The sequence below is a fragment of the Tatumella saanichensis genome, from assembly GCF_000439375.1.
Lineage (GTDB): Bacteria > Pseudomonadota > Gammaproteobacteria > Enterobacterales > Enterobacteriaceae > Tatumella > Tatumella saanichensis.
On the sequence record NZ_ATMI01000019.1, the window covers coordinates 30,885 to 56,153 of the forward strand.

Consider the following 25,269-nt stretch of genomic DNA (forward strand, 5'->3'; position numbering starts at 1 on the left):
CTTTCTCACCCACCTGCTGTTGAACATCAAACAGCTCTCGCCGTTACCGATTAAAAAACCCGTCATTACGACGGGTTTTTTATGCAGTCACGGCAGCGGATTGCGTTAACACGTTAGGAGATTAACGTGGTGAAACAGTAACCTGACTGCCATCGGTGGCCATTGCCACACGCATTCCTGGGGAGTAGCGGGTGGCAGCCTGTTTCTGTACTACCATAATGGTGTTGCCATCGTCTTTACGGATTTCCAGCTCAACACCGTTGGAGACATTCATATTACTCTGTACGCCCTGACCGGCCAAGCCCCCCAGTACTGCGCCGCCGGCAGTTGCCAAGCTACGGCCAGCACCGCCACCAATAGTATTACCGAGGAAGCCGCCCAAGATAGCACCGCCGATGGCTCCCAGTGGGCTACTGCTGTCACCGCCCTGAATTTTAACCGGACGAACGGAAATTAGGGTCCCGTAGGTAACACTCTGGATCTGCTTGGCTTCATTTGCGCTATAGACATCGCCGGACAGTGAATTATCGTTCACACAGCCGGTCAGTAGGCTGGCAGCAACAGCCAAAGTAGCTAAACGTTTAATCATCAGAAACTCCTTTCAGTCATTTGCGCAACGCGCACCCTTATGACGTGGTCCCCGTTCAGGGTTGTTAAGGCCAACCTAAGTGATGTTAGCAAATCTATGACAGCTTATTATAACTCTGTCCCGCATAACGGAAAATAAATGATTCGACACTCTATCGGGAAAACCGTGATCAGTTGTTATCTTATTCATAGTATTCGCGACCAAGAATTGGCAGACTTAACAGAATATGTATCGTGCAGGGGTGAGGTGACTATGAAGTCAGGACGTTATATCGGAGTTATGTCCGGCACCAGTTTGGATGGCGTTGATGTAGTGTTGGCGGCGATAGACCAGCATATTGTGGCGCAGCAAGCCAGCTATTGCCATCCTATGCCACTAGAAATCCGCCAGATGATCCTCGATGTAAGTCAGGGGCAATCAGTGACACTGTCACAAATAGGCCAGTTAGATACCCGCTTGGGCCGCTTATTCAGTGAAGCTATCGAAACGCTAATGCAGCGCGAATCCTTGTCAGCCGCAGATATTGCCGGTATTGGCTGCCATGGGCAGACTGTCTGGCATCAACCCGCGGGAGAGGCACCGTTCAGCCTGCAACTCGGGGACAATAATCAGATTGCCGCGCGTACCGGCGTGACAGTGGTCGGGGACTTCCGACGTCGTGATATGGCGATGGGCGGTCAGGGCGCCCCACTGGTACCCGCCTTTCATCGCGCGGTATTGATGCATCCCTCCGAGCGGCGGGTGATCCTTAATATTGGGGGAATTGCTAATATTTCTTTGCTATTTCCGGGTCAAAACAGCCGGGGCTACGATACCGGGCCGGGCAATATGTTGATCGATGCTTGGGTCTGGCAGCAGAAACAGTTGCGTTACGACCGTAACGGTGATTGGGGTGCCAGTGGTCAGGTTGTGCCAGCACTGTTGGAGCAGATGTTGCAGGATCCTTATTTTGCGCTGCCAGCTCCGAAAAGTACCGGTCGTGAACATTTCAATCTGGCATGGCTTGAAAAGCAGTTACAGCCGTTCTCAGCACTGGCTGCAGAAGATATACAAGCGACACTCACCGAACTGACGGCACACACCATTGTTCGCGAAATTACGTTGAACGGTGGCTGTGACAGACTGTTGGTCTGTGGTGGCGGCTATCATAACCGGCTATTGATGCAGCGTCTGGTAGCACTGCTACCCGCCACCCACGTCGGCACTACCGATGATGTCGGGATCAGCAGTGACGATATGGAAGCACTGGCCTTTGCGTGGCTGGCATTCCGGACCCTGTCAGGGCTGCCGGGTAACCTGCCAGCGGTCACCGGAGCGCGGGATTTCACCCTGCTGGGAGCAATTTTCCCAGCCAATGTCGGCAATCAACACACTCGAATACAACGTTAACTCTGGGAACAGGAGGGCGGACAGGTGCCGCTCTTTATCCCTCTATAAAAAGAGCCACATATCATGACTGACCCACAGCAATCCTTACAACATATCGCTGATTTACGGCGCGAGTATACCCGTGGTGGTTTGCGCCGTAACGACCTCCCCGAGCAACCGATGGCGCTGTTTAGCCAATGGCTGACGCAAGCCTGCGAAGCGCAGCTGCCAGATCCTACGGCGATGTGTGTGGCGACTGTGGATGCTGACGGCCAGCCCTATCAGCGTATTGTCCTGCTCAAAGAGTATGATGATAACAGTATGATCTTTTATACCAACCTTGGCAGCCGCAAAGCACAGCATCTCAGCCAGAACCCGAAAATTTCCCTGCATTTTCCTTGGCAAATGCTGGACCGCCAGATCATGGTGTTGGGAGAGGTTGAAAAACTGTCTGCGACCGAGGTGATTAAATATTTCCACAGCCGCCCGCGAGACAGTCAGATCGGAGCCTGGGTCTCTCGCCAGTCGAGCCGTATTTCGGCACGTGGTGTGCTGGAAGGAAAGTTTCTCGAAATCAGTCAGAAGTTTATGCGCGGTGAAGTGCCACTACCTGATTTCTGGGGCGGCTACCGGGTAAAAATTAATACCATGGAGTTCTGGCAGGGGGGCGCGCGCCGTCTTCACGACCGCTTTATCTATCAATATCAGGATCAGTGCTGGAAAATTGATCGCCTAGCACCCTGATTTAGTAAAATAAGCCTATGCAGGGCTGGAACAGTTCGGTTTCGCGTTTTATTCTATGTCCCTGATTTTTTTTCTGCGACTGCGCGGTACGCTGCATGGCAGCACAGGTGCAGTCTGCTTAATTTGGAGTCGTTGATGACCAGCAGTAACCTGATACAACAATTACAGGAAAGGGGCCTGATCGCCCAGGTAACGGATGAAAAGGCGTTATCAGAGCGACTGGCAGAAGGGCCGATTGCACTGTATTGCGGTTTTGATCCGACCGCTGATAGCCTGCACCTGGGCCATCTGGTGCCGTTACTTTGCCTGAAGCGTTTTCAGGATGCTGGTCATAAACCGGTAGCACTGGTCGGCGGCGCAACGGGACTTATCGGTGATCCAAGTTTTAAAGCCAGCGAGCGTAAGCTGAACACTGCGGATACCGTCGGTGAGTGGGTCGAGAAAATCCGCAATCAGGTCGCGCCTTTCCTGGATTTCGACTGCGGTGATAATAGCGCGATTGCGGCCAATAACTACGACTGGTTTGGCGGCATGAATGTGCTGACCTTCCTGCGCGATATCGGTAAACACTTTTCTGTTAATCAGATGATTAATAAAGAAGCGGTTAAACAGCGCCTCAACCGTGATGATCAGGGTATCTCTTTTACTGAGTTCTCCTACAATTTGCTGCAGGGCTATGACTTTGCTTGTCTCAACGAGCGCCACGACGTTAGCCTGCAGATTGGTGGCTCGGATCAATGGGGCAACATCACCTCTGGTATCGACCTGACTCGTCGTCTGCATCAAAATCAGGTATTCGGCCTGACAGTTCCCCTGATCACCAAATCTGATGGCACTAAATTCGGTAAAACCGAAGGTGGTGCAGTGTGGCTGGATGCGACTAAAACCAGTCCTTACAAGTTCTATCAATTCTGGATCAATACTGCCGATGCAGACGTTTACCGCTTCCTGAAATTCTTTACCTTTATGAGCATTGAAGAGATCGATGCCCTGCAGGCGGAAGACGCTAACAGCGGTAAAGCACCACGGGCGCAATATGTTCTGGCGGAGCAAGTTACCCGTCTGGTGCACGGTGAAGAAGGCCTCAAGGCGGCCAAACGTATTACTGAAAGCCTGTTTGCGGGCACCTTAAGTGCACTGAGCGAAGCGGATCTGCTGCAACTGGCTCAGGATGGTATGCCGTCTATCAGCCTCAATGCAGAAGATGATCTGCAGCAAGCGCTGGTGGTTGCCGGTCTGGTGCCTTCTCGTGGACAAGCACGGACCCTGATCTCTTCTAACGCGGTCTCGGTAAATGGCGAGAAACAATCTGATGCGGAATACCGTTTCAGTGACGACGATAAACTGCACGGGCGTTTTACCGTTCTACGTCGTGGTAAAAAACATTACTGCCTGATCAACTGGCAATAATGCATGTACGAAAAAGGCCGGTTTCCGGCCTTTTTTTATTTCTGATAGGGTATGACAGCGTCTAATAATGAAAAATATACTGGCAATACAATCTCATGTTGTTTACGGGCACGCAGGTAATGCAGCGGCAGAGTTCCCAATGCGCCGTATGGGGGCCAATGTCTGGCCACTGAATACGGTACAGTTTTCTAATCACACGCAATATGGGCATTGGACCGGAACGGTCATGCCGGCTAGCCATCTGACAGATATTGTTAAAGGCATTGCCGACATTGACCGACTTAAAACCTGTGATGCAGTGCTGAGTGGTTACTTGGGGTCGGCGGAGCAGGGCGAACAGATCTTAGAGATTGTTCGTCAAGTGAAAGCTGCCAACCCCAATGCATGGTATTTCTGTGATCCGGTTATGGGCCATCCGGAGAAAGGCTGTATCGTGGCACCAGGCGTTGCCGAGTTTCACTGCCATTCAGCCCTGCCAGCCAGTGACATTGTTGCGCCGAACCTGCTGGAGCTGGAATTGCTCAGTGGCCGTCAGGTCAGTGATATCGATGAATGTATCCAAGCTTGCCGCCAATTGATCGAACGCGGACCACGTATTGTACTGGTGAAACATCTGTCCCGCGCTGGGCGACGCAGTGATCAGTTCGAGATGCTGCTGGTGACTGCTGACGAAGCGTGGCATATTCATCGGCCGCTGGTGGACTTTGGGGTCCGTCAGCCGGTTGGTGTCGGTGACCTGACCAGTGGACTGCTACTGGTGGACCTACTGCACGGTGAATCCCTGCAAGATGCACTGGAACATGTCACAGCAGCGGTCTATGAAGTGATGATTAAAACCCACCAGATGGGCGAATATGAGCTGCAATTGGTAGCCGCCCAAGATCAAATTGCCCGCCCAGTGCATGTTTTCAAGGCTGAAAAAATCAGCTAATCCGTTCTGCCCGTGATATCTTGCGGGCCTTTTTGACAGGTTCAGATAGATGACATAATCCACCTCAGTCACTGTGAGCAAGCTACAGTGTTTGATCGCTGGACACTTCAACACGCTGTACGGTGATCCAATTCGTCAGATCACTCAGCATGGCGCAGACTACACCACCGTATCACTGCTCTATCCGCAGCGCCGTCACATCCTGCATCGTGTTAGGCGCTTTGACTATCTGACGAGAATATTGCGAGAAAAACTGGGGCATCGACCATAAAAAAAGCCAGTCAGTGAACTGACTGGCTGAGATATCGAGGGAAGAAGATTAATCGCGGATCATCTTATTCAGCAGCGGGGCTGACAGCAGCATGGCCACTGCAATCACCAGCGTCACCTCACCGATCTGTTTAAAGACTTCGCTGTAGACCTGCAAAGAAGCATGTGCATCGGTAATCCCCACAGGAACAGCCATTTTACTGGCGACAAATCCGGAAACCACTGCCGCACAAGCGGTCGTCAGGAACCAAGAGCCCATAATGAAGCCCATCAGGCGCTGCGGAACAAGTTGTGCCACCATCGCCAGGCCCAGACCAGAGATCATCAGTTCACCCACGCTCTGCAGTGCATAGCTTAAGATCAGCCAATTTACCGAGACGATACCCTGTTCATTCGCGTAAGTTGCACCCAGTGGCAGCACCAGGAAGGCGGCTGAACACAGGAACATACCAATGGTAAATTTCATCGGCATTGGCAGGCTAGTACCTAACTTGTTGTACGTCGCCGCCAGTAATGGGCTGGCCACCATGATCCAGAACGGGTTCAAGGCTTGGAACTGTTCAGGCTCGAAGGTGATCCCGAAAATCTCATGACTAACATTGCGGATAGCAAAGAAGTTCAAAGAGGTTGGCATCTGCATGTACAACACGAAGAACACCACAGCTTCCAGCATCAGTACAAAGGCGACGATCATCTTACGACGGGCAACACCTTTCAGCGCGAAGGTCTCTTTAGCAAACAGCAGCAGAATACCAATTGCCACTACTAATAATGCCCAGCGAGCCACCTGCTGGTGGTGCAGCAACCAGGTCGAAATCACAACCAGCACTACTACGCCGACGATGGTGGTCAACAACTTGCCCATATTGACCGGTGCGAAGTCCGGCGCTGAGCCGTGGTTTTTTACCAGCGACTTTAGGCTTAAGAAGTTGATCAGAGTGATGACCAGACCGATCACTGACAGGGAAAACGCAACACTCCAGCCGTATTTGGCTGCCAGCCACGGGGTCAGCATCATCGAGAACAGAGAACCGATGTTGATCGACATATAGAACATGGTGAAGGCACCGTCGAGACGGGAGTCACCTTTTTCATAACAGGTCGACAGCAGGGAAGATGGGTTGGCTTTAAACAGACCGCTACCCACTGCGATGGCCGCCATGCCAATATAAACCATCGATGTCTGGTGGCCAGAGAAGGCAATGAAGGCATAGCCAATGGCCAGCACAATCACACCCAAGGTCAGAACACGTTTGGTACCGAGGACTTTATCCCCTAACCAGCCGCCAATAGCGATCAGGCCATAAACTAGTGCGCTGAATGAAGAGAACAGGGTGACCGACTCGGCTTCCGACATACCCAGTTGTTTGACTAGGTAGACCGCCATAATGGCCTGTAGCCCGTAATAACCAAAACGTTCCCACAACTCAACGGTAAAGATGAGATAGAACGCTTTAGGTTGCCGAAAAGCATTCAGGCTGGGTGCCTGATTTTGTTTGTTTGCAGTGGACACATTTACCTCTGTGTAAAGTATTCCTGTTTTTTGACAGGAATTAAGTACATACCATGCCTCATGTCGGGCATGACTTTGTGGTTTTATGAGAGTCAGAGTTTTGATGAAGTCAACGGCATCTCAGTGCACAGGTTATGATTTAATCACGCCCATGAAGGATAAGGTAGCTGTTAACATCAAAAACCCCGGTCCCGGTGTTATTTAATGTTGTGAAGTGATGATTTCTCCGCAGCGGAGCATAATAAATTCACGCTCGGAATGCAAAAAAGATATAATAAGCATGCTGTGCTATTTATATCGCAAAACTATTACTTAATATGTCATCGAATGATTAATGCAAAGTGAATTATCCTACCATTATGCCATTTTTAGCTTATTGTATTCTGATGTAAGATAGGAGGAATCTGAGTCAAATCTGACAAAAAAAGGCAGGGATCACAAGGTTATTTTAGCCTTTTAAAAAAGAACTCGCTTAACTCACTGATTTGAGATAAAAAAAATCCCGCAAAAACGGTACGTTTTAGCGGGATTGATGGTGAAAGAGAGACTATTCGGTTTTTTCTCGATACTCGCAAAGATCCTCAATCAGACAGGAACCACAGCGTGGTTTACGAGCAATGCAGGTATAACGACCGTGTAAAATCAACCAATGATGACAGTCGACCTTAAATTCTGCTGGCACCACTTTCAGTAACTTCTCTTCTACCTGGTCCACATTTTTGCCCACAGCAAACCCCGTGCGATTAGAAACGCGGAAAATATGCGTATCGACGGCAATAGTTGGCCATCCAAAGGCGGTATTCAACACTACATTCGCGGTTTTACGTCCAACGCCAGGTAGCGCTTCCAACGCTTCACGGTTTTCCGGTACCTGGCCCTGATGCTTTTCCAGTAGTATGCGGCAGGTTTTGATAACATTGACCGCTTTGGTATTGAATAGGCCGATGGTTTTAATCGCCTCGCGAACACCTTCTTCGCCGAGTTCCAGCATTTTTTCTGGCGTCGGCGCCTGAGCGAATAAACTGACTGTCGCTTTATTGACGCTGACATCGGTTGCTTGGGCGGACAACAGTACGGCGATCAACAGCTCGAAAGGTGATGAGAAATTAAGCTCGGTGGTGGGGTGCGGGTTGTTGTCCCGCAACCGGCTTAAAATCTGATAACGCTTTTCTTTATTCACTACGCTTTCCCTGAGCCAGCCTGTGCCGTGGTCATCGCCGCAGGGGCTGCTGACTGCTGGCTCACCGCCTGCTCTGCCTTACGGGCTGCACGTTCACGGCTACGTTGATCAATTAGGTATTTAGCCGCCAGCAACATGCCCAGACCGATAAAGGCCCCCGGCGGTAACATGGCCAGCAACATCGGTGAATCAAAATGGAAGACCTGTACCCGCAGAACTTTTGCCCAAGGCCCCAGTAGCTGGTCTGCACCATTGAAAATAGTGCCGTTACCGATCACTTCACGCAGTGAGCCGAGGGTGACCATGGCAAAGGTGGCGCCGATACCGATCGAGAAGCCATCCAATGCCGACAGCGCGACATTCGACTTAGAGGCGACGGCTTCAGCACGGCCAACTACAATGCAGTTAGTGACGATCAGCGGAATAAAAATCCCCAGTGACTGATAAAGGCTGTGGGCATAGGCGCTGATCACCATCTGCACGCAACTCACCACCGAGGCGATGATCATTACGTAGATAGGAATACGGATCTCCGCCGGCATCCAGCGGCGGGATAACGAAATGGCACTGTTAGTAATGGTCAATACTAAGGTAGTAGCCAGACCCAGTCCCAAGGCGTTGGTAGCAGTCGAGGTGACTGCCAGCAGTGGGCACAGGCCCAGCAGCTGAACCAGTGCTGAGTTATTTTTCCATAACCCGCCAATCACCAGTTTTTTAGCTTCACTCATGGGTTATCTCCACAATCAGGCAGCGATGAAAGCTGCGAAGGCAGCGTTTCAATAAACAGGGTTGTTCGTTTAGTGGCATTCACCACGGCGCGCGGCGTAATGGTGGCGCCGGTAAACTGGTCAAAGTCACCACCGTCTTTTTTCACTGCAAAATGTTTGTCGTCAGCGCCATGCACCACTACGCCAGCAAAATGGGTGATCCAATCCGAAATACGTAACTCAATCTTATCGCCCAGTCCTGGGGTTTCATGTTGCTCGGTAACACGTACTCCCAACACCTTGCCGCTAAAATCGGCACCCACTAACATCTGAATATTACCAGAATAACCATCCGGCGCTGTAGTCTCTAGTGCGACTGCCACCGGTTTCCCATCTTTTCTGGCCAGGTAGAGGTGGTGTGGGTCCATATTACCCAATGCGGCGTTACGCACCACGTAGCACTCTTTCTGCAGCCTATTATTATACAGTGAAGGCGGGACCACCTGATCCAGTAGAGATTTCTGCTCTAAGGCCATTTGATGTTCCACGGTCGGTTTGGTCACCATATTAATCACCGCGGTCATACCGGTGGTAATGGCGGCGAACACCGCCAGGGTAACGCCATTTTTGCGGATAGTATCGAGCATCGGTTAGTCCTTGCGATGGCCATACACCCGGGGTTGAGTGTAGTAATCAATAAGCGGAACACAGATATTTGCCAGCAATACAGCAAATGCCACGCCGTCTGGATAGCCACCAAAGCTGCGGATAAGCCAAGTCAGCAGGCCGATTAACGCCCCATAAATCAGGCGGCCTTTGTCGGTGGTTGACGCTGAAATCGGGTCGGTGGCGATAAAGAATGCCCCCAACATGGTGCCACCGGAGAACAGATGGATCATCGGTGACGCTAAGGTTCCCGGTGACAGCCACCATCCCAGGGTGGCACAGACTGCCAGTGACGCCAGCACACTGACCGGGATGTGCCAGCGGATAGTGTTGTTTGACAGTAAAAATAACCCACCTAACAGGAAACCAATGTTGATCCACTGCCAACCTTGACCCGCCAGTACACCATGGAAGATAGGCTCAGCCAGCAGCTGTTCAGCGGAGTGTCCAGCGCGTAGTCCGGTTTTAAAACCATCCAATGGCGTGGCCTGACTGACGCCATCGACCCCCATTTGCAGAGCCTGCATCCCCAAGCCACTACTGGTGTGAGAGGTGAAAATCATACTCAGGCTATCTGCCAGTCCCGGAGTGACCGATTGCAGTGATTCCGGCGGTAACCAACTGGTCATCTGCACTGGGAAAGAGATCAGCAGCACCACATAACCGACCATTGCAGGGTTAAACGGGTTCTGGCCGAGGCCGCCGTATAGTTGTTTGGCAATAATGATTGAAAAGGCAGTACCAAGAACAATCAGCCACCAAGGGGCCAGCGGCGGTAAACTCACCCCCAATAACAGTGCAGTCAGTAGGGCAGAGTTATCTTTTAATACCGGCATCACCGGCTGCTTGCGTAATGTTAAGACTAGGCCTTCACAGACCCAGGCGGTAATGGCGGCCAGTGCTACCTGGATCAGGCTACCGTAACCAAAAAAGACCCATTCAGCCGCCACACCCGGCACCGCAGCCAGCAGGACCAGAGTCATAATTCGGTCAGTACTGCGTCGGTTATGGGTATAGGGGGAGCTTGCTATACGAAAAGCCATTTAGTCCTCAGATGTCGTCTTTTGCAACTCAGGCGTCGCGGAAGGTTGATGTTCTTGTCTCTGCGCCGCTTTTTTAGCTTTGGCACGGGCAATGGCGGCGGCTACCGCGGCTTTACGTGGATCCTGTTCCACTGTCGCCGACTCAGCACTGGCAGACTCAGGTTCCGCCGCTTGTGCCGCTTTTTTGGCTTTGGCCCGGGCAATGGCGGCGGCTACCGCAGCTTTACGTGGATCCTGTTCCACTGTCGCCGGTTCAGCACTGACAGACTCAGGTTCCGCCGCTTGTGCCGCTTTTTTGGCTTTGGCTCGGGCAATGGCGGCGGCTACCGCGGCTTTACGTGGATCCTGTTCCACTGTCGCCGACTCAGCACTGGCAGACTCACTTTCCGCCGCTTGTGCCGCTTTTTTGGCTTTGGCCCGGGCGATGGCGGCGGCTACCGCAGCTTTACGTGGATCCTGTTCTACTGTCGCCGGTTCAGCACTGACAGCCTCAGGTTCCGCCGCTTGTGCCGCTTTTTTGGCTTTGGCCCGGGCAATGGCGGCGGCTACCGCGGCTTTACGTGGATCCTCTTCCACTGTCGCCGGTTCAGCACTGGCAGACTCACTTTCCGCCGCTTGTGCCGCTTTTTTGGCTTTGGCCCGGGCAATGGCAGCAGCGACGGCATCTTTACGGGCATCACCCTCGTCGCACGCAGTAGTGGCTGTTTTCTCTGCCTGACGGGCTTTCGCCTGCGCTTTGCGTGCTTCGCGTTGGGCAATCACCGCGCTGTTATCCGGTACGGCTCCGGCTTGCACCACCACATCATCACCGGCCGGGGCGCTTTTGGCCTTCACCCGCTCTAATGCTGCCGTGATTTGCTGTTGGTCTGTCGAGGAGACACGACGCTTCGCTTCCGCATGACGGGCCTCTCGGGCCTGTTTCTCGCGTTCTAAACGCTGTTGACGCGCTTCGAAACGTGCTTTGGCTTCGGCGGTACGCTGTGCTTCGAGATCAATTTCAAGCAGTTCCGCTTTTTCCTGTCGATAATACTGAACCAGTGGAATATTACTTGGACAGACATACGCACAAGCCCCACATTCAATACAATCATTGAGGTTGTAGGCACGGGCTTTCTCATGATCGCCACCCTGACAATACCAGTACAGCTGTTGCGGCAATAAGCCAGCAGGGCAGGCATCGGCACAGGCGCTGCAACGGATACAGGATTGCTCTGCTTGTTTTTCGCCCATCTCACTTGCCGAGGGAGCCAGCAGACAGTTAGTAATTTTAACCATCGGGACATCAAGAGAAGGCAGTGTAAAGCCCATCAGAGGGCCTCCCATGATCACCATCTGCTGTTCACTGGCCGTAAAACCTGCCTGTTGTAACAGATGACTGACTGGAGTTCCCAGACGACCCCAGACATTACGTGGCTGGCGTAGAGACTCACCGGTGAGGGTGACGACGCGGCAGGTTAACGGCTCTCCGTCAACAACGGCGCGTTTTACTGCATAAGCGGTGCCGACGTTCTGCATCAGAACACCGATATCTGCGGAGCGGCCACCATGCGGTACTTCGCGTCCGGTCAGGATACGGGTCAGCTGTTTCGCGCCACCCGACGGATACTTGGTTGGGATAACACGAATAATCAGGTCAGTATCCTGACCGAGTGCCGCTTTCAACTCACGGATAGCTTCTGGCTTGTTGTCCTCGATGCCGATAAGCACCTCTTCCGCTTGCAGCACGTAACGCAGAATACGGCAGCCGGTCAGGATCTCAGCCGCGCAATCCTGCATCAAACGATCATCGGCAGTGATATATGGCTCACATTCCGCCGCATTGATAATCAGGGTCTTGACCCCGTGGCCACCTTTCAACTTGGTCGCTGTCGGGAATCCAGCGCCACCTAGACCGGCAACACCGGCTTCATGGATACGGGTGATCAGGACCTGACGATCGACCTGCTGATAATCGGCAATAGGTTGGCGCTCGATCCAGCGGTCTTCGCCGTCGGGACGTATAAACACCGAAGGCTCCGACAACCCGGAGGGATGTGCCGTCATATGGGGTGCAATGGCGGTGACGGTGCCTGAGGTGGGGGCATGGATCGGCAACATCCGGCCGTTACCGAAGGTCAGCGGCTGACCGCGTAACACCTGATCACCGGCTTTAACCAATAACTCGCCTTCTTGCCCAATATGCTGTTTTAGGGGCAGGATAAACTGTGCTGGCAGCGGGATCTCTGCCAGCGGGGTGCCATTTGATTGGGTTTTCATCTCCGGCGGGTGAATGCCCCCTTTGAAGTCCCAAATTTTGTCAGCACGAAAACGGGAAAACAGATTAAACATGATTGTCTACCGGAATAACACGGACAGGAATGGTGGCTAAATCCCATTTCCAGTTTGCAGTGGTGGTCGCCACCGGACGCATCTCAATACAGTCTGTCGGGCAGGGGGCCACACAGAGATCGCAACCGGTACACAGATCGGTCATCACCGTGTGCATGGCACGGGTGGCGCCGACGATAGCGTCGACCGGACAGGCCTGAATACATTTGGTACAACCGATACAGTTGGCTTCATCGATCCAGGCGACTTTGCGCATCGGCGTTTTGGCCTCTTCATCGCCATCAAGCGGTTGTGGCTCAACATTCAACAGGGCGGCCAGTTTCAGCATGGTTTGCTCACCCCCTGGCGCGCATTTGTTGATCATCTCACCCTGGTTACCCACCGCATCCGCATAGGGACGGCAGCCCGGATAGCCGCATTGACCACACTGGCTCTGTGGCAGCAGTTCATCGATCTGTTCAACAATTGGGTCTTCTTCGACTTTAAAGCGGCGAGACGCATAGCCCAGCAGGGCCCCAAACACCAGAGCCAATAGACTCAGGGAAATTATCGCAATCCAAATGGCACTCATCAGAATTTCACCAGTCCTGAGAAGCCCATAAACGCCAGTGCCATCAGACCCGCGGTAATCAGCGCAATCGAAGAACCTTTAAACGGAGCAGGGACGTTCGCTAACACGAGACGTTCGCGGATACCAGCAAACAGCACCATCACCAGTGAGAAGCCGAGAGAGGCGCTAAACCCGTAGAGGGCTGCCTGCAAAAAGGTCTGTTTCAGGTTGACGCTCAGAAGCGGCACACCGAGTACGGCGCAGTTAGTGGTGATCAGCGGCAGGAAAATTCCCAGCAGGCGATACAGCGACGGGCTGGTTTTACGTACTACCATTTCGGTGAACTGTACGGTTACCGCAATCACCAAGATATAGGCCATAGTACGCAGATAGACCAAATCCAGGGGAACCAAGATCAGATCGTTCACCAGCCACGCACAGATCGATGCCAGTGTGATAACAAAGGTGGTCGCCAGCCCCATTCCGATGGCAGTTTCCAGTTTTTTGGAAACGCCCATAAAGGGACAGAGGCCAAGAAACTTCACCAGCACAAAGTTATTCACTAATACTGTGCCAATAAAGAGCAAGAGATAATCAGTCATTGTCGTGCCATGGGGGTTTGAAAGGTGTGTATTATCAGGGATAAGGCGCGGTATAACAACCTTGTGAACCTCTTGGTAACAGCGTTTCGCACTCAGAATTAAATTGTGACAGCTCTGAGGCTAAAAATAGCGGCCAAAACCGACACCCCGTCAGCAACGAGATGTCGGTAGGGAGTGTCAGGCGGCGACTTTGGCGCGCAGTGCCTGCTTCTCCTCGGCGCTGAGAAACGCCATAAACAGGCCGTTTTCTTGTGCCTGACGGATCTCTTCGGCATTCAGGCCAGCCGCCGGCGCAGCGACTTGATATTCATGGCCTAACTCGATGCCCTGAACCGCGGGATCATCGGTATTCAGGCAGGCCATCACGCCGTGTTGTAAAAAGCGCTTCAGCGGATGCACGTCCAGCGAAGCCACCGTGCTGGTCTGAATATTTGAGGTCAGACAGGACTCAATACCGATACCATATTCGGCGAGATGATCCATCAATGCGGGGTCTTGAACCGCTTTGACACCGTGACCGATACGCTCTGCGCCTAATTCACGGATCGCCTGCCAGATACTTTCTGGGCCTGCGGCTTCACCCGCATGTACCGTCACACGGAAACCGGCGTCGCGGGCTTTAGTAAAGTGACTGCGGAATTGGTCACCTGGGAAGCCGAGCTCATCACCGGCCAAATCAATGGCGGTAATGTGATCACGGTGCGCCAGCAGGCCATTCAGCTCCTGCAGACAGGCTTTATCACCAAAGGTACGGCTCATGATACCGATCAGTTTTACCTGTACATCGTACTGAGCACAGCCCTGGCGTACCCCTTCAATCACCGCCTCGACCACTGCATCCACGGGCAGTCCATGGTTCATTGCCATATAGCCTGGTGAAAAGCGCAGTTCAGCATAATGGATACCTGCAATCGCTAAATCTGCAACGTTTTCAAAGGCTACGCGACGACAGGCATCCAAGTTACCCAGCACTTTTACGCCCCAGTCTAGTTTTTGCAGAAAGCTAACCAGATCCGGCTGAGTCGACATCACCTGCACATGCGGCAGCAAGTCGCTGAGGTTATCAGCAGGTAAGGCGATATTAAACTCTCTTCCCAAGTCGAGAATAGTGGCGGCGCGGATATTTCCGTCGAGGTGACGGTGGAGGTCGGTCAGGGGAAGTGTGGTATCAATCATCGTGCACCCGAAAAATCATCAATAAAGTGCGGCACATTATAAAAATATCCTTAGGTAAAATACCAGACTTTTAGCGTCATTCAGGGCATTTTTATCCCTCATACAATTGATTAGTATTAATTAATAATCTAGATAACCATAGCGATAATGTGGCTATTTCGATTAGCATATTCGATTGAATAGATAAATGCATCGCAATATAGTAGGTAGGCCAAACGGGGGGCGGTAAAATGTTAAAAGATTATCTTAAGATCGAAGATGGCGACCAACTGCAGCATGCAGAGGTCGTAAAGCTTAAAAACCGAGGTCAGGAAGAAGTGAACCAGTGGACGATTATCGGCAAAGATGGTCAGCCCAAGGGCACCGTGTCTCTGTCTGATAAGCTGAATGGTCGTCGCTCTTATTCCGCCAACTATCGTATTACCCAGCGTGATAATAGCGGGCGTATCGTGGTTGACCGCCTGACTGATGCGCTCTAAGCGCCATACTGATCGCCAGCTTAGCTGGCTTGTGAATAACGAACCCCATGGGGTTCGTTTTTTTTTGCCTAGAACCCCATGGGGTTCAGTAAAGCTTTTAGCTTTCGGCCGGATATAAAAACTCCTTTTGACTTGTTAAAACATCTTGCGGTCTGGCAACTGCAAATGTTCAACAAGAAATCAAAAGGGGGTCCCAATGGGGGGACGAAAAAAGCTTAGCGCACACCCGCTGGAACTGTAAATATCATATCGTCTTTGCACCCAAATACCGACGGCAGGTGTTCTATGGGGAAAAGCGTAGGGCTGTAGGCCGTATTTTGAAGAAGTTGTGTGAGTGGAAAAATGTACACATTGGTGAGGCTGAATATTGTGCAGATCACATTCATATGCTTCTTGAGATCCCGCCGAAGATGAGTGCATCAAGCTTCATGGGGTACTTGAAAAGTAAAAGTGGCCTGATGCTGTATGAGCAGTTCGGCGATTTGAAATTTAAATACCGAAACAGGGAGTTTTGGTGCCATGGGTATTATGTTGATACGGCGGAAAAAAAACGACGAAGATACAGGAATATATAAGACATCAACTGTCTCAGGACAAGCTAGGAGAGCAACTGTCGATACCGACGGGCCGTAAGTAACGGTTGATGATGCAAATGTCAGATCGTATGCGCCTGATGGGGCGCGGCTAGTAATAGAGCCTTATAGGCGCATATGAAACACCTCCGGTTATGCCGGAGGTGTTTAGCGCAGGGCTGCCTACGGGCAAGGGCGCGGAGAGTTACTGTGGGCTGCCCTCGCTGTCTGGCATCATCGGCACATATCGCTGAATAAACTGGTCAAGAGGCATCTTCGCGCCATTGACCGTTACATCACCCTGGCTGTATTGAAGCGAAGAGACGATATTTTGATCTTTGACTGTCGACAGATGGAACATTTCTCCCATCGCTGACAGGCCTTGGATCTGCTGCTGTGCCAGTTTATCAGCGTCTTGCGGTTGATAACCTTGTGACTGACCCACAACCGACAGTAATTGCTCTGCCATCGGCATACTGATGCTCAATGAGGCATTCAGATCTTTCATATACCCATCAGCTACCTGACCCAGTGACTGCGGGGCTTGAGTAACCGTCGAAGGATCGTTGAAATCGGCCTTTAAGCTGAAACTGCTTACCCCTTTGTCATTTTTCAGCGTCAGAGAATCGACAGACAACACCGGTGAGCCTTTCAGTAACAATGGCAGGTTCTGTAAAAGTGCTGCATTAGCTGCCTGCTGCATGACTTGAGGGTCTGCTTGACCGTTACTGGCTGCCAGTGCCAAGTTTTGTTTTACAATATTGTTGTAGTTATCATAAAAGGTTTTTACTGACTGGGTATCAAAATTACTGAGGGTCACTTTCAGTGCTGCGCTGCCCAGTGATTGCTGCTTCATTTGTAGATCATCAACATTGTAATCAATACGGCCATTAGTCTTACCAGCGGTATTATTGAAATCACTGTTGAGGGTGACGCCGCTTACCGCCAGCATCGGTTGTCCATTTACCGAGGTACTCAGAGCTTTGAGATCCAGTGACTGTTTCCCTAACCGCAATCCTTCTGGGCTAAGGTGGGTATCGCCGGAGAACTGTAGGCCGTTGACCTGAAGAGTCACTGGTTGATGGCTGTCATTAGTGAAGCCTGCATTCAAGTCACCGATATCGGCATTTACCCGAATGTTGTTTTGTTCACCGTCCACCGACAGGTGCAGTTGTGACGGTTGCGTCGAGACTTTGCCTGTATCATCACTATACTGGAGAGGCTTCACAGAAATATCGGTCTGGCTGGATTTGTCGTAGCCGAGACGGGTCTCGGCACTCAGTGGTGAGTTACCGTTACTCAGGCTAAACAGACCCTGCACCGTACCGTTTTTCTCAATTTCGGTATGGATGGAGGCAGCAGCGGGGATCAGATTAAAGTGTTTCAGCTGAGCGAATGGCAAAGGGCCATGATCGATCGTCTCATTGAAAATCACTTTCTGCTCGGCTGGCAGGGCATCATCTTCGCCAGCCTGCGCAGTGCCCTGTAGCACTAACTGGACCTGTGAACTGAACACGCCACGTTGGAAGTTTTGCTGGGTCAGTTGCAGATGGCTGCCAGGAAACTCGCTGTTAAGTTGCTGATTGGCCCGAGTGACCATCTCACCGATATGGGATTCCACCTGTTTACCGGTAAACCAGGCGCCGCCGGTCCAGACCACGCCCAGAGCGACGATTACGCCGACAGCAATTTTTGATTTTTTCATTACCGGGTCATCCTTTTGATAATCTTAAATTTCCTGGTGTTGGCGTTACATAAACCAGGGGAGAGTGTAAATATACCAGTCTGCCACCACCTTAGCATTTTTTTAAAAAGATGCCGAACCACTTACTCATCCGCCAGCCATAACCACAGCCGTGGGATCATCAGCTGCATGGGGATAGCCCTAGGAATATGGCGGTGGGTAATCAAAGCTTCATCGTAATCACCCAGATCCCCTATCACCGGACCAGTAGTCCCTTCACAACAAAAAATCAGTGGCATTGGGCAGGGCAGTTGTCGCTGTCGAGCACTGCCTTCGGCCCGCAACCGCGCCACCGGCTGTACTTTTACCGGCCGCTTAATTTTCAATGGTGCATCCACCGGCAATCCGGAAATCAGTTCCAGTTCGGCAGCCACTTTTTCTGCCCACTGTTCCCGGGTCCAAGGGGCACGGGCGCGTCCAGCGGCGAGACTTTTTTCCAACTGGCGGCAGATATCATCGCGGGTGACATTTTTGATGACATGTTTATTCGCCCAACCGAAATGCACCGATGCCGGAGCGGCCTCCAGGGTCAGAGTTCGATAGGCATTCAGGGTAATTAGCCCCGGCAAGTGTTGATGGACAAAAGGAAAGCGCGCTTCTGGAGCCAGCCCTGAATCGCGAGTAATCAGCTTTTCCAGCAGTGCTTTCTGTTGGTTAATCTGTTGGGCCTGATCGGTTAACCGTGCGCGACTCTCGGCATCTGCGCTGACACAAAGTATACCGGGTAAGCGTGAAGCAGAGCGGGTGCTCAGGGACTCTGACTGCTGTTGCATAAACAGTAAGCGCAGATGCTCCAGTGCCATACGGCGGGCACCTTCACCGTGAAACGGCTGAACCTTTAGGCTGCTGATCTCAGAAAGTTCATCGCCTTTTTGCACGCCAGGTAGGCGGAACGCTCGCGCGCTGACCAGTGGCATTTCAGCAAGTTGAGCCGTGAGGTGTTGCAGGCCATGTTCTATTTGCTCCACACAGTCGCGTATTTCAGAAATCAGGGTATAACGCATTGGCGACCTCTTATAGCGGTTTAGCACTCAAATTAGTTACAACATACTATTAATTATTATCTTTATCCAGTATCAGCACCGTGCCAATAGGTCTGGCAGGGAACAGTGCAGGGATTTCCGTCACTGGCTTATCCCTTTATACTCTGTGGCCGGATAAGCCTGACAAACAGAGAGTGACCTATGAACCCAGCGGTAATGTGCTTCGATATCGGCGGCAGTTTTATCAAAAGTGGCGTATTACGCGCCGATGATACCTTACAGCCCATCGGTAGTGTGGCGATGCCTGCCCGCGACTGGTCCGCTTTTTGTCAGGCATTACACCATCAGATCGCGGACGCAGCAGGGTTACTGACAGCGGATTCCCCGGTGGCATTGTCGGCGGCTGGAGTGGTCGACAGCCGTCAGGACACCATTCTGGCGGGAAATATTTCGGCGTTCGCCGGTCATCAGGTCAGTGCTGAACTGAGTCGTCTACTGGGACGGCGGGTCATTATCGGTAATGACGCTGACTGTTTTACCCTTGCTGAGGCCACAACCGGGGCAGGACAGGGGGCAGATAGTGTACTGGGCATTATTCTCGGTAGCGGTGTTGGTGGCGGATTGGTCATTAATCGCCAATTGATCACCGGTGCCGGTGGGTTAACCGGTGAATGGGGCCACGGTCCGATAACACGCACTCACTTCGACTATCGAGGGCAACGTATTGAACTGCCGCGTTTGGCCTGCGGCTGCGGTCAGCAGGGCTGCTTGGATACCTTAGGTGCCGCCCGGGGAATTGAGCGGTTGTGGCTTCATCTTAATCAGTACGCGGCAGACAGTAAGCAAATCGTCACTGATTGGCTGGCGGGTAATAAACGTGCAATTCAAGTCATCACCCTGTGGAGTGAGCTGGTTAGTGAAGTTTTAGCGGTGGTGGTGAATACCTTAGGTCCGGATCGGATTGTGGCAGGTGGCGGCCTAACTGGCGTTGCACCGCTATTGACACTGCTCGATGAACAATTACGCCGCCGTATTTTACGGACTACCACACAGCCGCTGATCGTGGCGGGGCAGCATCAGCAGCAGGGCGGATTACTCGGGGCTGGCTGGCTTGGCCGTACTCTGACTTAAAGTTCTGTGCGGTCTGCCGGGGCGGTTGCTTCTCAGTACTACGTAAGTTTGATAAACTCGCTGTTGTCTTCGGACAGATACTACAAGAGGAATATCAATGTTAGATTATCGCTTTCCTACAGCACTGCAGATGGTCCTTAGTGTTGCTATGGCAGAGCAACAGGGAAAACGCTCGACCAGTGCTATTCTCGCTCAGGGCCTGGAATCGAACCCCAGTCTAATTCGTAAGCTGATGGTTCCCCTGACCCGTGATGGTATCATTGCCACCACCCTCGGCCGTACCGGTTCGATCCACTTGGCGCGTCCGCCACAGGAAATCAGCCTGCGGGATATCTACCTGTCGGTCACCGATGAAAAGAAACTGCTTAACTCGCGACCGGATGTTAAAAAGCCTTGTTGCGTGGTCAGCGCCAATGTCTGCTGGTATTTTAAATCCTTGGCAGAAGAGGCGGAGCAGGCGTCGCTGAACGTGTTAGCCAAGCGTTCTGTCGCCGATGCCTTGCTGGAAATTACTGGCCGGGCGGCGACCCATGAGACAGCGTCGGATAGGGGTGCTGCAGCCGAAATCTCATGTCCTGAGTCCCAGTCCGATAGCGCCTAAACGCTTCTCCTGTGCAGCCTAACAGCTGCCTGAGTCATCTTTCCCAACGCATAGGAATATCCCTGACATCTGTACGGCATTTAATGCAACTATAATGTTTGCATTTTATCGATATCAGGCGCATCATTAAATGCAACTGCAACAGATACTATTTCTTTTCAGACGGAGAGACAGATGAACAGTGCATTTTTTAACGACCTGATCGGCTGGATCGACAGCCATATTGAAAACCGCCTTAACCTCGACTTGGTCGCCGAGCGTGCTGGCTATTCTAAATGGCACCTGCAACGGATGTTCAAAGAGCATACCGGTTACGCACTTGGGGAGTACATCCGCAAGAAAAAACTGGAGAAGTCAGCGGCACGGTTAACCACCTCTAATGAGCCTATTTTAAGTGTCGCCATTTCCATGGGCTTTGATTCTCAGCAATCGTTCAATCGTAGCTTCAAACGTGAGTTTGGTATGGCCCCTGGAACTTGGCGTCGTTCCGGAGGCGAGCACGCCTCACACACTGCTTCACACACTTTGCATTGATCCTGTACTCCTGTCTGAGAAACGTCTAACAGCCGGATAGAGGACGGTAGCTAAGACGCCACACCAGGGCATAACGCCTGCCGCCATCCCCGTCATTATAATTTGCAGTATGACCCTCTGCGCCCTCACCAGGGCGCTTTTTTTTATCTGCTAACATCCTCTGTAGCAGTTTCACACGCTGCCAGCGCCACAGAAATCAGGTATAGTAAGGCCCTAAAAATTAGGGAAATCACTATGTCGAAAAAACTGTGGGGCGCATTAATTATTGCCCTGATTGCCAGTTGGTTGGGCCTAAAGCCGGGCCAGCACCCTATCGCCCATCATAATGAGTCGGCCTCTCAGACGGTTTCCACACCACGGCAGACGGCAGATGGCAGTGATATTGCTGCGCTGACAAATCCACAAAAGGTGGCGGCGTGGATCCATCAGAATCACCGTTTACCCGATTATTACATCCGTAAAAGTGACGCCCGCCGTGACGGCTGGGAACCCTCGCGTTCTAACCTTTGTGATGTGTTGCCTGGCAGGGCGATTGGCGGCGATCACTTCTCTAACCGGGAAGGGCGCTTACCGGATGCCAACGGTAGACGTTGGTTTGAAGCCGATGTTAATTACCGTTGCGGGCATCGCAACGCTGACCGTCTACTCTATTCCTCTGACGGCTTGGTGTTTCTAACCACTGACCACTACCGCACTTTTACCCGGATCCCATGATGCTGACGATACGTTTTGACTTTCATCGGCTTCACAGCCGTCAGGATTTTTATCACCACTTGGTTAAACACAGCCACTGCGACACTGTGTTCGGCGATAACCTTGATGCGCTCTGGGACTGGTTAACAGGGGGCATGCCGTTACCGGCAACCTTTGAGTTGCAGGGGCTGAAGGAGATCAGAGAGCCACTGCGGCCAGTACTGGCTGTTATCGAACAGGCTGCCAGCGAACTGGACGGCTTACTGACCTTGCAAGATATGGAAAAGCCGGACTGATCAACCAATGTCCCAGCTGGGTATCAGAACTCAAGTATACTGAGCTGATTACTTTCTGCGCCAGCGACCCGGAAGTTTAGGCTGGCGGTGTTTGTTGATCGGAGGCATCTGCCGAGAAGATGTCTGACCAATCACCACCACGCGGCGGCTAAGCATAATGTGGCAGAGGCTGCCACCAATCATTCCCCAGAAGGCCGCACCGATCCCCCCAATTGACACACCGGAGGCGGTGATCAAGAAAGTGACCATGGCGGTATCTCGCTGTTCGGGACGTTCAAGACAGCGGTGCAGGCTGCCCGCCAGCGTCGCCAGCAGGGCCAGACCGGCAACGGTGTGGATAAATACCGGTGGCAGGGCACTGAATAGCACCGCAATCGCCGAACCGAATGCCCCAGTAACCAGATAAAATAGGCCGGCGATGGCGGCTGCCATCCAACGTTTATCACGGTTGGAATGCACATCCTCACCCATACAAATAGCGGCGGTGATGGCAGCGATACAGATAGAGAAACCGCCAAACGGTGATAATAGTAAAGCGACCAGTCCGGTAGTGGTGGTCACCGGTGAAACTGGCACCGAATATCCATGAGCGTTAAGTGTGGCAATCCCTGGGGCATTCTGTGAGGCCATACTCACCAAAAAGTAAGGTAGCCCGACCCCCAGTAATAACGGTAGATCAAATGATGGCAGGATAAATTCTGGGGCTGACCATTGCCAACTGACCTGGTCCAGTGAAGTTTTTCCCTGTGCAATGACCACTAAGATCCCTGCCAGTAAGGTCATAAATACCGCATAACGTGGCTGCCAGCGGCGCGCCAGCAAAAAGGCCAAACACATGGTCAAACAGAGTGGCAGGTTTTGTTTCAATCCATCGAAGGCCTGTAAGCCGAAATGCAGCAGGATCCCAGCCAGCATCGCTGAGGCGATAGCAGCCGGAATATGACGCATTAGACGTGAAAAAAGCCCAGTGACGCCGCAAATCACAATCAGCAAATTAGTAAAAATAAACAAACCGACGGTTTGCGATAAGCTGGCACCGGATAAACTGGTGGCCAACATGGCCGCTCCGGGGGTTGACCAGGCGGTTAGTATCGGCATCCGATAGCGTAGCGATAGGGCGAAAGAGGTTAGCCCCATGCCAATGCCCAACACCCCCAACCAGCTACCGGTCAAGGCAGTACTGGCGCCGGCGGCACGTGCTGCTTGGAAAATAATGGCAGCAGAACTAGCGTATCCCACAAGCACGGCCACAGCGCCGGAAATAATCATCGGCAGGGTGATTTGCGAGATATCTTCGCGTAACGACATGGGGGGAAAACTCCGAGAAGCGGGCTGACGCTCAACATAGCACCGTGCGTTATAGCGCACAAGTGCTACACTGGCGGTAATAACAGGGAGGTACTATGCAAACTGTTGATTATTTTGTCGCGACAGCACTGAAAAATTTGCGCCGCCAGCGACAACTCAGCCTGGCACAATGTGCCGCCTTGACCGGGGTCAGTAAAGCTATGCTCGGTCAGATAGAACGTAACGAATCAGGTCCGACGGTTGCCACTCTATGGAAAATCGCAGATGGGCTGCAAGTGCCTTTCTCATGGTTTATTCAACCACCACCCTCAAACTCGACAACGCTACCTCAGGGAGCTGAGGGTGGGGGGATCACTGTCCGCAGTCTGTTGCCCTATGATACCGACTTGGCTATGGATACCCTGTTGATCACCTTGGCTCCTGGGGCGGTTAGTCACGAGTCATGTCATGCGGCGGGCGCGATAGAGCAAGTGATTGTGGTCAGCGGCCGTCTGGTTTTGTCGCTGGAGGAGACTGACTATGCACTCGCCAGTGGCGAAGCGAAGCGCTTCGCTGCCGACATTTGCCACCGTTATCATAATCCTCTGCAAGTGCCCGTCAGTTTTCATAGTTTGATCCACTATCCACTATCCACGGCCAGTGGCGGGTGATAAACGCAGTAATCCGCATTTCCGGTGACATCCGTTTGCCAAGAAACGCGTATTTTAAGCTGTCAAACCAGACAGTTAATTGAAGGAGAACACCATGGTTGCACGTCATCTGCCCATTGGGATCAGGAGCGTTCACGGATGCTAAACCTGCCTGCCGCTGCCCCGCGCTTACTGGCCCGTTGGCTGCTGTTACTGGTCTGCTCAATCGGCTTGGTAACATTCTTCGAGTTGCTCCGCCTTCCCGCCGCCCTGCTACTGGGGCCGATGTTCGCTGCGATCTTGTTCTCCTCTACCGGGCATCCGGTGACACTGTCACGTATATCTCAGCAATTAGCCCAGGCGGTGGTAGGGATGATGATTGCACGAGCTATGCCTGCACAGGTATTCACTGCTATGGCCCATAACTGGCTGCTGTTTCTATTGAGTGTTTTCAGCGTGATTGCGGCTAGCACGCTCCTCGGTGGAATGTTGGCTAAATTGAAGATCCTGCCTGGCAGTACCGCCCTGTGGGGATCTTCGCCAGGAGCCGCGACGGTAATGACCCTCATGGCCGGTGACTTTGGCGCAGATACACGACTGGTCGCCTTTATGCAATATCTGCGGGTACTGATGGTCGCGCTGCTGGCGACACTGGTCAGTCATGTGTTTGCCGCGGGCAGCGGCCAGTCATCACCACCACTGGTGCTGTTCCCAGCCTTGCAGGTTCCTCATTTTTTACTGACGGTGCTGGTGATAGTCCTCTGCTTTCTGTTGGCGGGGAAAATCCGATTACCGGCAGGGCCGATGCTGCTGAGTATGATTGCCGGATGTCTGCTGCAGAATTTCGCGGGGATGAAAATTGAACTGCCACTGTGGTTTCTAGCGATTGCCTATACGCTGATTGGTTGGAGCATTGGCTTGCGTTTTAGTGGTGAGATCCTGCGCTATGCGTTACATGCGCTACCGGGGGTACTGCTGTCGGTGTGTGCCCTGTTACTGATTTGTTGTGGGTTTGCCTGGATGCTGGTGCATTTTGCCGGTATTGATCCCCTGACGGCCTATCTGGCGACCAGTCCTGGCGGCGCCGATTCGGTGGCGATTATTGCGTCATCTAGCCATGTGGATCAGCCGTTTGTGATGTCGATGCAGACCGGCCGTTTTATAGTGGTGTTAATTATGGGGCCAGCATTGGCCCGTTGGATGGTACGGTGGCTATGACACC

At 52.2% G+C, this 25,269-nt stretch carries 26 protein-coding genes and 1 pseudogene; 14 read left to right on the forward strand and 13 right to left on the reverse strand.

Annotated elements, in window-relative coordinates; genetic code table 11:
* Positions 1–121: 121 nt before the first annotated feature.
* Positions 122–589: an outer membrane lipoprotein gene (locus DW47_RS0107840; protein WP_029685847.1), complete on the reverse strand. Its 468-nt coding sequence runs from the start codon at positions 587–589 to the stop codon at positions 122–124.
* Positions 590–841: 252 nt separating this feature from the next.
* Between DW47_RS0107840 and anmK the strand changes: the two genes are divergently transcribed.
* The 5 genes from anmK to DW47_RS17360 all read left to right on the forward strand — a co-directional run bounded on the left by anmK (position 842) and on the right by DW47_RS17360 (position 5,313).
* Positions 842–1,978, forward strand: a complete 1,137-nt coding sequence (anmK, locus tag DW47_RS0107845; protein WP_029685848.1) for an anhydro-N-acetylmuramic acid kinase — start codon at positions 842–844, stop codon at positions 1,976–1,978.
* Positions 1,979–2,041: 63 nt separating this feature from the next.
* A complete protein-coding gene (gene pdxH / locus DW47_RS0107850) occupies positions 2,042–2,701 on the forward strand; it encodes a pyridoxamine 5'-phosphate oxidase (RefSeq protein ID WP_029685849.1) in 660 nt (219 codons plus the stop codon).
* A gap of 135 nt (positions 2,702–2,836) precedes the next feature.
* A complete protein-coding gene (gene tyrS, locus DW47_RS0107855; protein WP_038027353.1) occupies positions 2,837–4,111 on the forward strand; it encodes a tyrosine--tRNA ligase in 1,275 nt (424 codons plus the stop codon).
* A gap of 67 nt (positions 4,112–4,178) precedes the next feature.
* The gene (gene pdxY, locus DW47_RS0107860; protein ID WP_029685851.1) at positions 4,179–5,042 is read left to right on the forward strand and encodes a pyridoxal kinase PdxY; all 864 of its coding nucleotides are present in this window, start codon (positions 4,179–4,181) and stop codon (positions 5,040–5,042) included.
* A 73-nt stretch (positions 5,043–5,115) separates the two neighbouring features.
* The gene (locus tag DW47_RS17360) at positions 5,116–5,313 is read left to right on the forward strand and encodes a hypothetical protein (RefSeq protein WP_152473149.1); all 198 of its coding nucleotides are present in this window, start codon (positions 5,116–5,118) and stop codon (positions 5,311–5,313) included.
* A gap of 48 nt (positions 5,314–5,361) precedes the next feature.
* On the opposite strand, the gene dtpA is transcribed toward DW47_RS17360, so the two are convergent.
* The 9 genes from dtpA to add all read right to left on the reverse strand — a co-directional run bounded on the left by dtpA (position 5,362) and on the right by add (position 15,077).
* Positions 5,362–6,825 (reverse strand): dipeptide/tripeptide permease DtpA, encoded by a 1,464-nt coding sequence (dtpA, locus tag DW47_RS0107865; protein WP_029685853.1) that lies wholly within the window; start codon positions 6,823–6,825, stop codon positions 5,362–5,364.
* A gap of 547 nt (positions 6,826–7,372) precedes the next feature.
* A complete protein-coding gene (gene nth, locus DW47_RS0107870; RefSeq protein ID WP_029685854.1) occupies positions 7,373–8,005 on the reverse strand; it encodes an endonuclease III in 633 nt (210 codons plus the stop codon).
* Positions 8,005–8,733 carry an electron transport complex subunit E gene (locus DW47_RS0107875; RefSeq protein ID WP_051150869.1) on the reverse strand — a complete coding sequence of 243 codons (729 nt, stop codon included), beginning with the start codon at positions 8,731–8,733 and terminating at the stop codon, positions 8,005–8,007. Before DW47_RS0107875 ends, nth begins: the two co-directional genes overlap by 1 nt.
* A complete protein-coding gene (gene rsxG / locus DW47_RS0107880) occupies positions 8,730–9,359 on the reverse strand; it encodes an electron transport complex subunit RsxG (protein WP_029685856.1) in 630 nt (209 codons plus the stop codon). Before rsxG ends, DW47_RS0107875 begins: the two co-directional genes overlap by 4 nt.
* Positions 9,360–9,362: 3 nt before the next feature.
* Positions 9,363–10,421, reverse strand: a complete 1,059-nt coding sequence (gene rsxD, locus DW47_RS0107885; protein WP_029685857.1) for an electron transport complex subunit RsxD — start codon at positions 10,419–10,421, stop codon at positions 9,363–9,365.
* Positions 10,422–12,749, reverse strand: coding sequence for an electron transport complex subunit RsxC (gene rsxC, locus DW47_RS0107890; protein ID WP_029685858.1), 2,328 nt, complete (start codon positions 12,747–12,749; stop codon positions 10,422–10,424).
* A complete protein-coding gene (rsxB, locus tag DW47_RS0107895; protein WP_029685859.1) occupies positions 12,742–13,320 on the reverse strand; it encodes an electron transport complex subunit RsxB in 579 nt (192 codons plus the stop codon). The genes rsxC and rsxB overlap by 8 nt, the downstream gene beginning before the upstream one ends.
* Entirely contained in the window at positions 13,320–13,901 is a 582-nt protein-coding gene (gene rsxA / locus DW47_RS0107900) for an electron transport complex subunit RsxA (protein ID WP_029685860.1), read from the reverse strand. Before rsxA ends, rsxB begins: the two co-directional genes overlap by 1 nt.
* A gap of 177 nt (positions 13,902–14,078) precedes the next feature.
* Complete coding sequence (gene add / locus DW47_RS0107905; protein ID WP_029685861.1) at positions 14,079–15,077, reverse strand: adenosine deaminase; 999 nt, start codon at positions 15,075–15,077, stop codon at positions 14,079–14,081.
* A gap of 230 nt (positions 15,078–15,307) precedes the next feature.
* Here add and DW47_RS0107910 point away from each other — a divergent pair, with 230 nt between their 5' ends.
* Together DW47_RS0107910 and tnpA are read left to right on the forward strand one after the other, a co-directional pair.
* On the forward strand, positions 15,308–15,556 hold the full coding sequence (locus DW47_RS0107910; protein ID WP_029685862.1) for a hypothetical protein: 249 nt from the start codon (positions 15,308–15,310) through the stop codon (positions 15,554–15,556).
* A 179-nt stretch (positions 15,557–15,735) separates the two neighbouring features.
* Positions 15,736–16,193, forward strand: a pseudogene (tnpA, locus tag DW47_RS16310) (IS200/IS605 family transposase).
* Positions 16,194–16,333: 140 nt separating this feature from the next.
* Here the strand turns inward: tnpA and DW47_RS0107920 are convergent.
* Together DW47_RS0107920 and tus are read right to left on the reverse strand one after the other, a co-directional pair.
* Positions 16,334–17,833 (reverse strand): YdgA family protein, encoded by a 1,500-nt coding sequence (locus DW47_RS0107920; protein ID WP_029685863.1) that lies wholly within the window; start codon positions 17,831–17,833, stop codon positions 16,334–16,336.
* Positions 17,834–17,955: 122 nt separating this feature from the next.
* The gene (gene tus, locus DW47_RS0107925) at positions 17,956–18,876 is read right to left on the reverse strand and encodes a DNA replication terminus site-binding protein (protein WP_029685864.1); all 921 of its coding nucleotides are present in this window, start codon (positions 18,874–18,876) and stop codon (positions 17,956–17,958) included.
* 180 nt (positions 18,877–19,056) lie between these two features.
* Between tus and DW47_RS0107930 the strand changes: the two genes are divergently transcribed.
* The 5 genes from DW47_RS0107930 to DW47_RS0107950 all read left to right on the forward strand — a co-directional run bounded on the left by DW47_RS0107930 (position 19,057) and on the right by DW47_RS0107950 (position 22,110).
* Complete coding sequence (locus DW47_RS0107930) at positions 19,057–19,986, forward strand: ROK family protein (RefSeq protein WP_029685865.1); 930 nt, start codon at positions 19,057–19,059, stop codon at positions 19,984–19,986.
* Between the two features lie 97 nt (positions 19,987–20,083).
* Positions 20,084–20,587, forward strand: a complete 504-nt coding sequence (locus tag DW47_RS0107935) for an RrF2 family transcriptional regulator (protein ID WP_029685866.1) — start codon at positions 20,084–20,086, stop codon at positions 20,585–20,587.
* A 174-nt stretch (positions 20,588–20,761) separates the two neighbouring features.
* Positions 20,762–21,121, forward strand: a complete 360-nt coding sequence (locus DW47_RS0107940; RefSeq protein ID WP_029685867.1) for a helix-turn-helix domain-containing protein — start codon at positions 20,762–20,764, stop codon at positions 21,119–21,121.
* 234 nt (positions 21,122–21,355) lie between these two features.
* The gene (locus DW47_RS0107945) at positions 21,356–21,835 is read left to right on the forward strand and encodes a ribonuclease domain-containing protein (RefSeq protein ID WP_029685869.1); all 480 of its coding nucleotides are present in this window, start codon (positions 21,356–21,358) and stop codon (positions 21,833–21,835) included.
* Entirely contained in the window at positions 21,832–22,110 is a 279-nt protein-coding gene (locus tag DW47_RS0107950; RefSeq protein ID WP_241430700.1) for a barstar family protein, read from the forward strand. The genes DW47_RS0107945 and DW47_RS0107950 overlap by 4 nt, the downstream gene beginning before the upstream one ends.
* Positions 22,111–22,158: 48 nt before the next feature.
* Here DW47_RS0107950 and DW47_RS0107955 read toward each other — a convergent pair whose 3' ends face one another.
* Positions 22,159–23,418 (reverse strand): benzoate/H(+) symporter BenE family transporter, encoded by a 1,260-nt coding sequence (locus DW47_RS0107955; protein WP_071846625.1) that lies wholly within the window; start codon positions 23,416–23,418, stop codon positions 22,159–22,161.
* 95 nt (positions 23,419–23,513) lie between these two features.
* Between DW47_RS0107955 and DW47_RS0107960 the strand changes: the two genes are divergently transcribed.
* Both DW47_RS0107960 and DW47_RS0107965 read left to right on the forward strand, forming a co-directional pair.
* On the forward strand, positions 23,514–24,068 hold the full coding sequence (locus tag DW47_RS0107960) for a helix-turn-helix domain-containing protein (protein WP_029685872.1): 555 nt from the start codon (positions 23,514–23,516) through the stop codon (positions 24,066–24,068).
* A 138-nt stretch (positions 24,069–24,206) separates the two neighbouring features.
* Entirely contained in the window at positions 24,207–25,265 is a 1,059-nt protein-coding gene (locus tag DW47_RS0107965; protein ID WP_051150870.1) for an AbrB family transcriptional regulator, read from the forward strand.
* Positions 25,266–25,269: the final 4 nt, after the last annotated feature.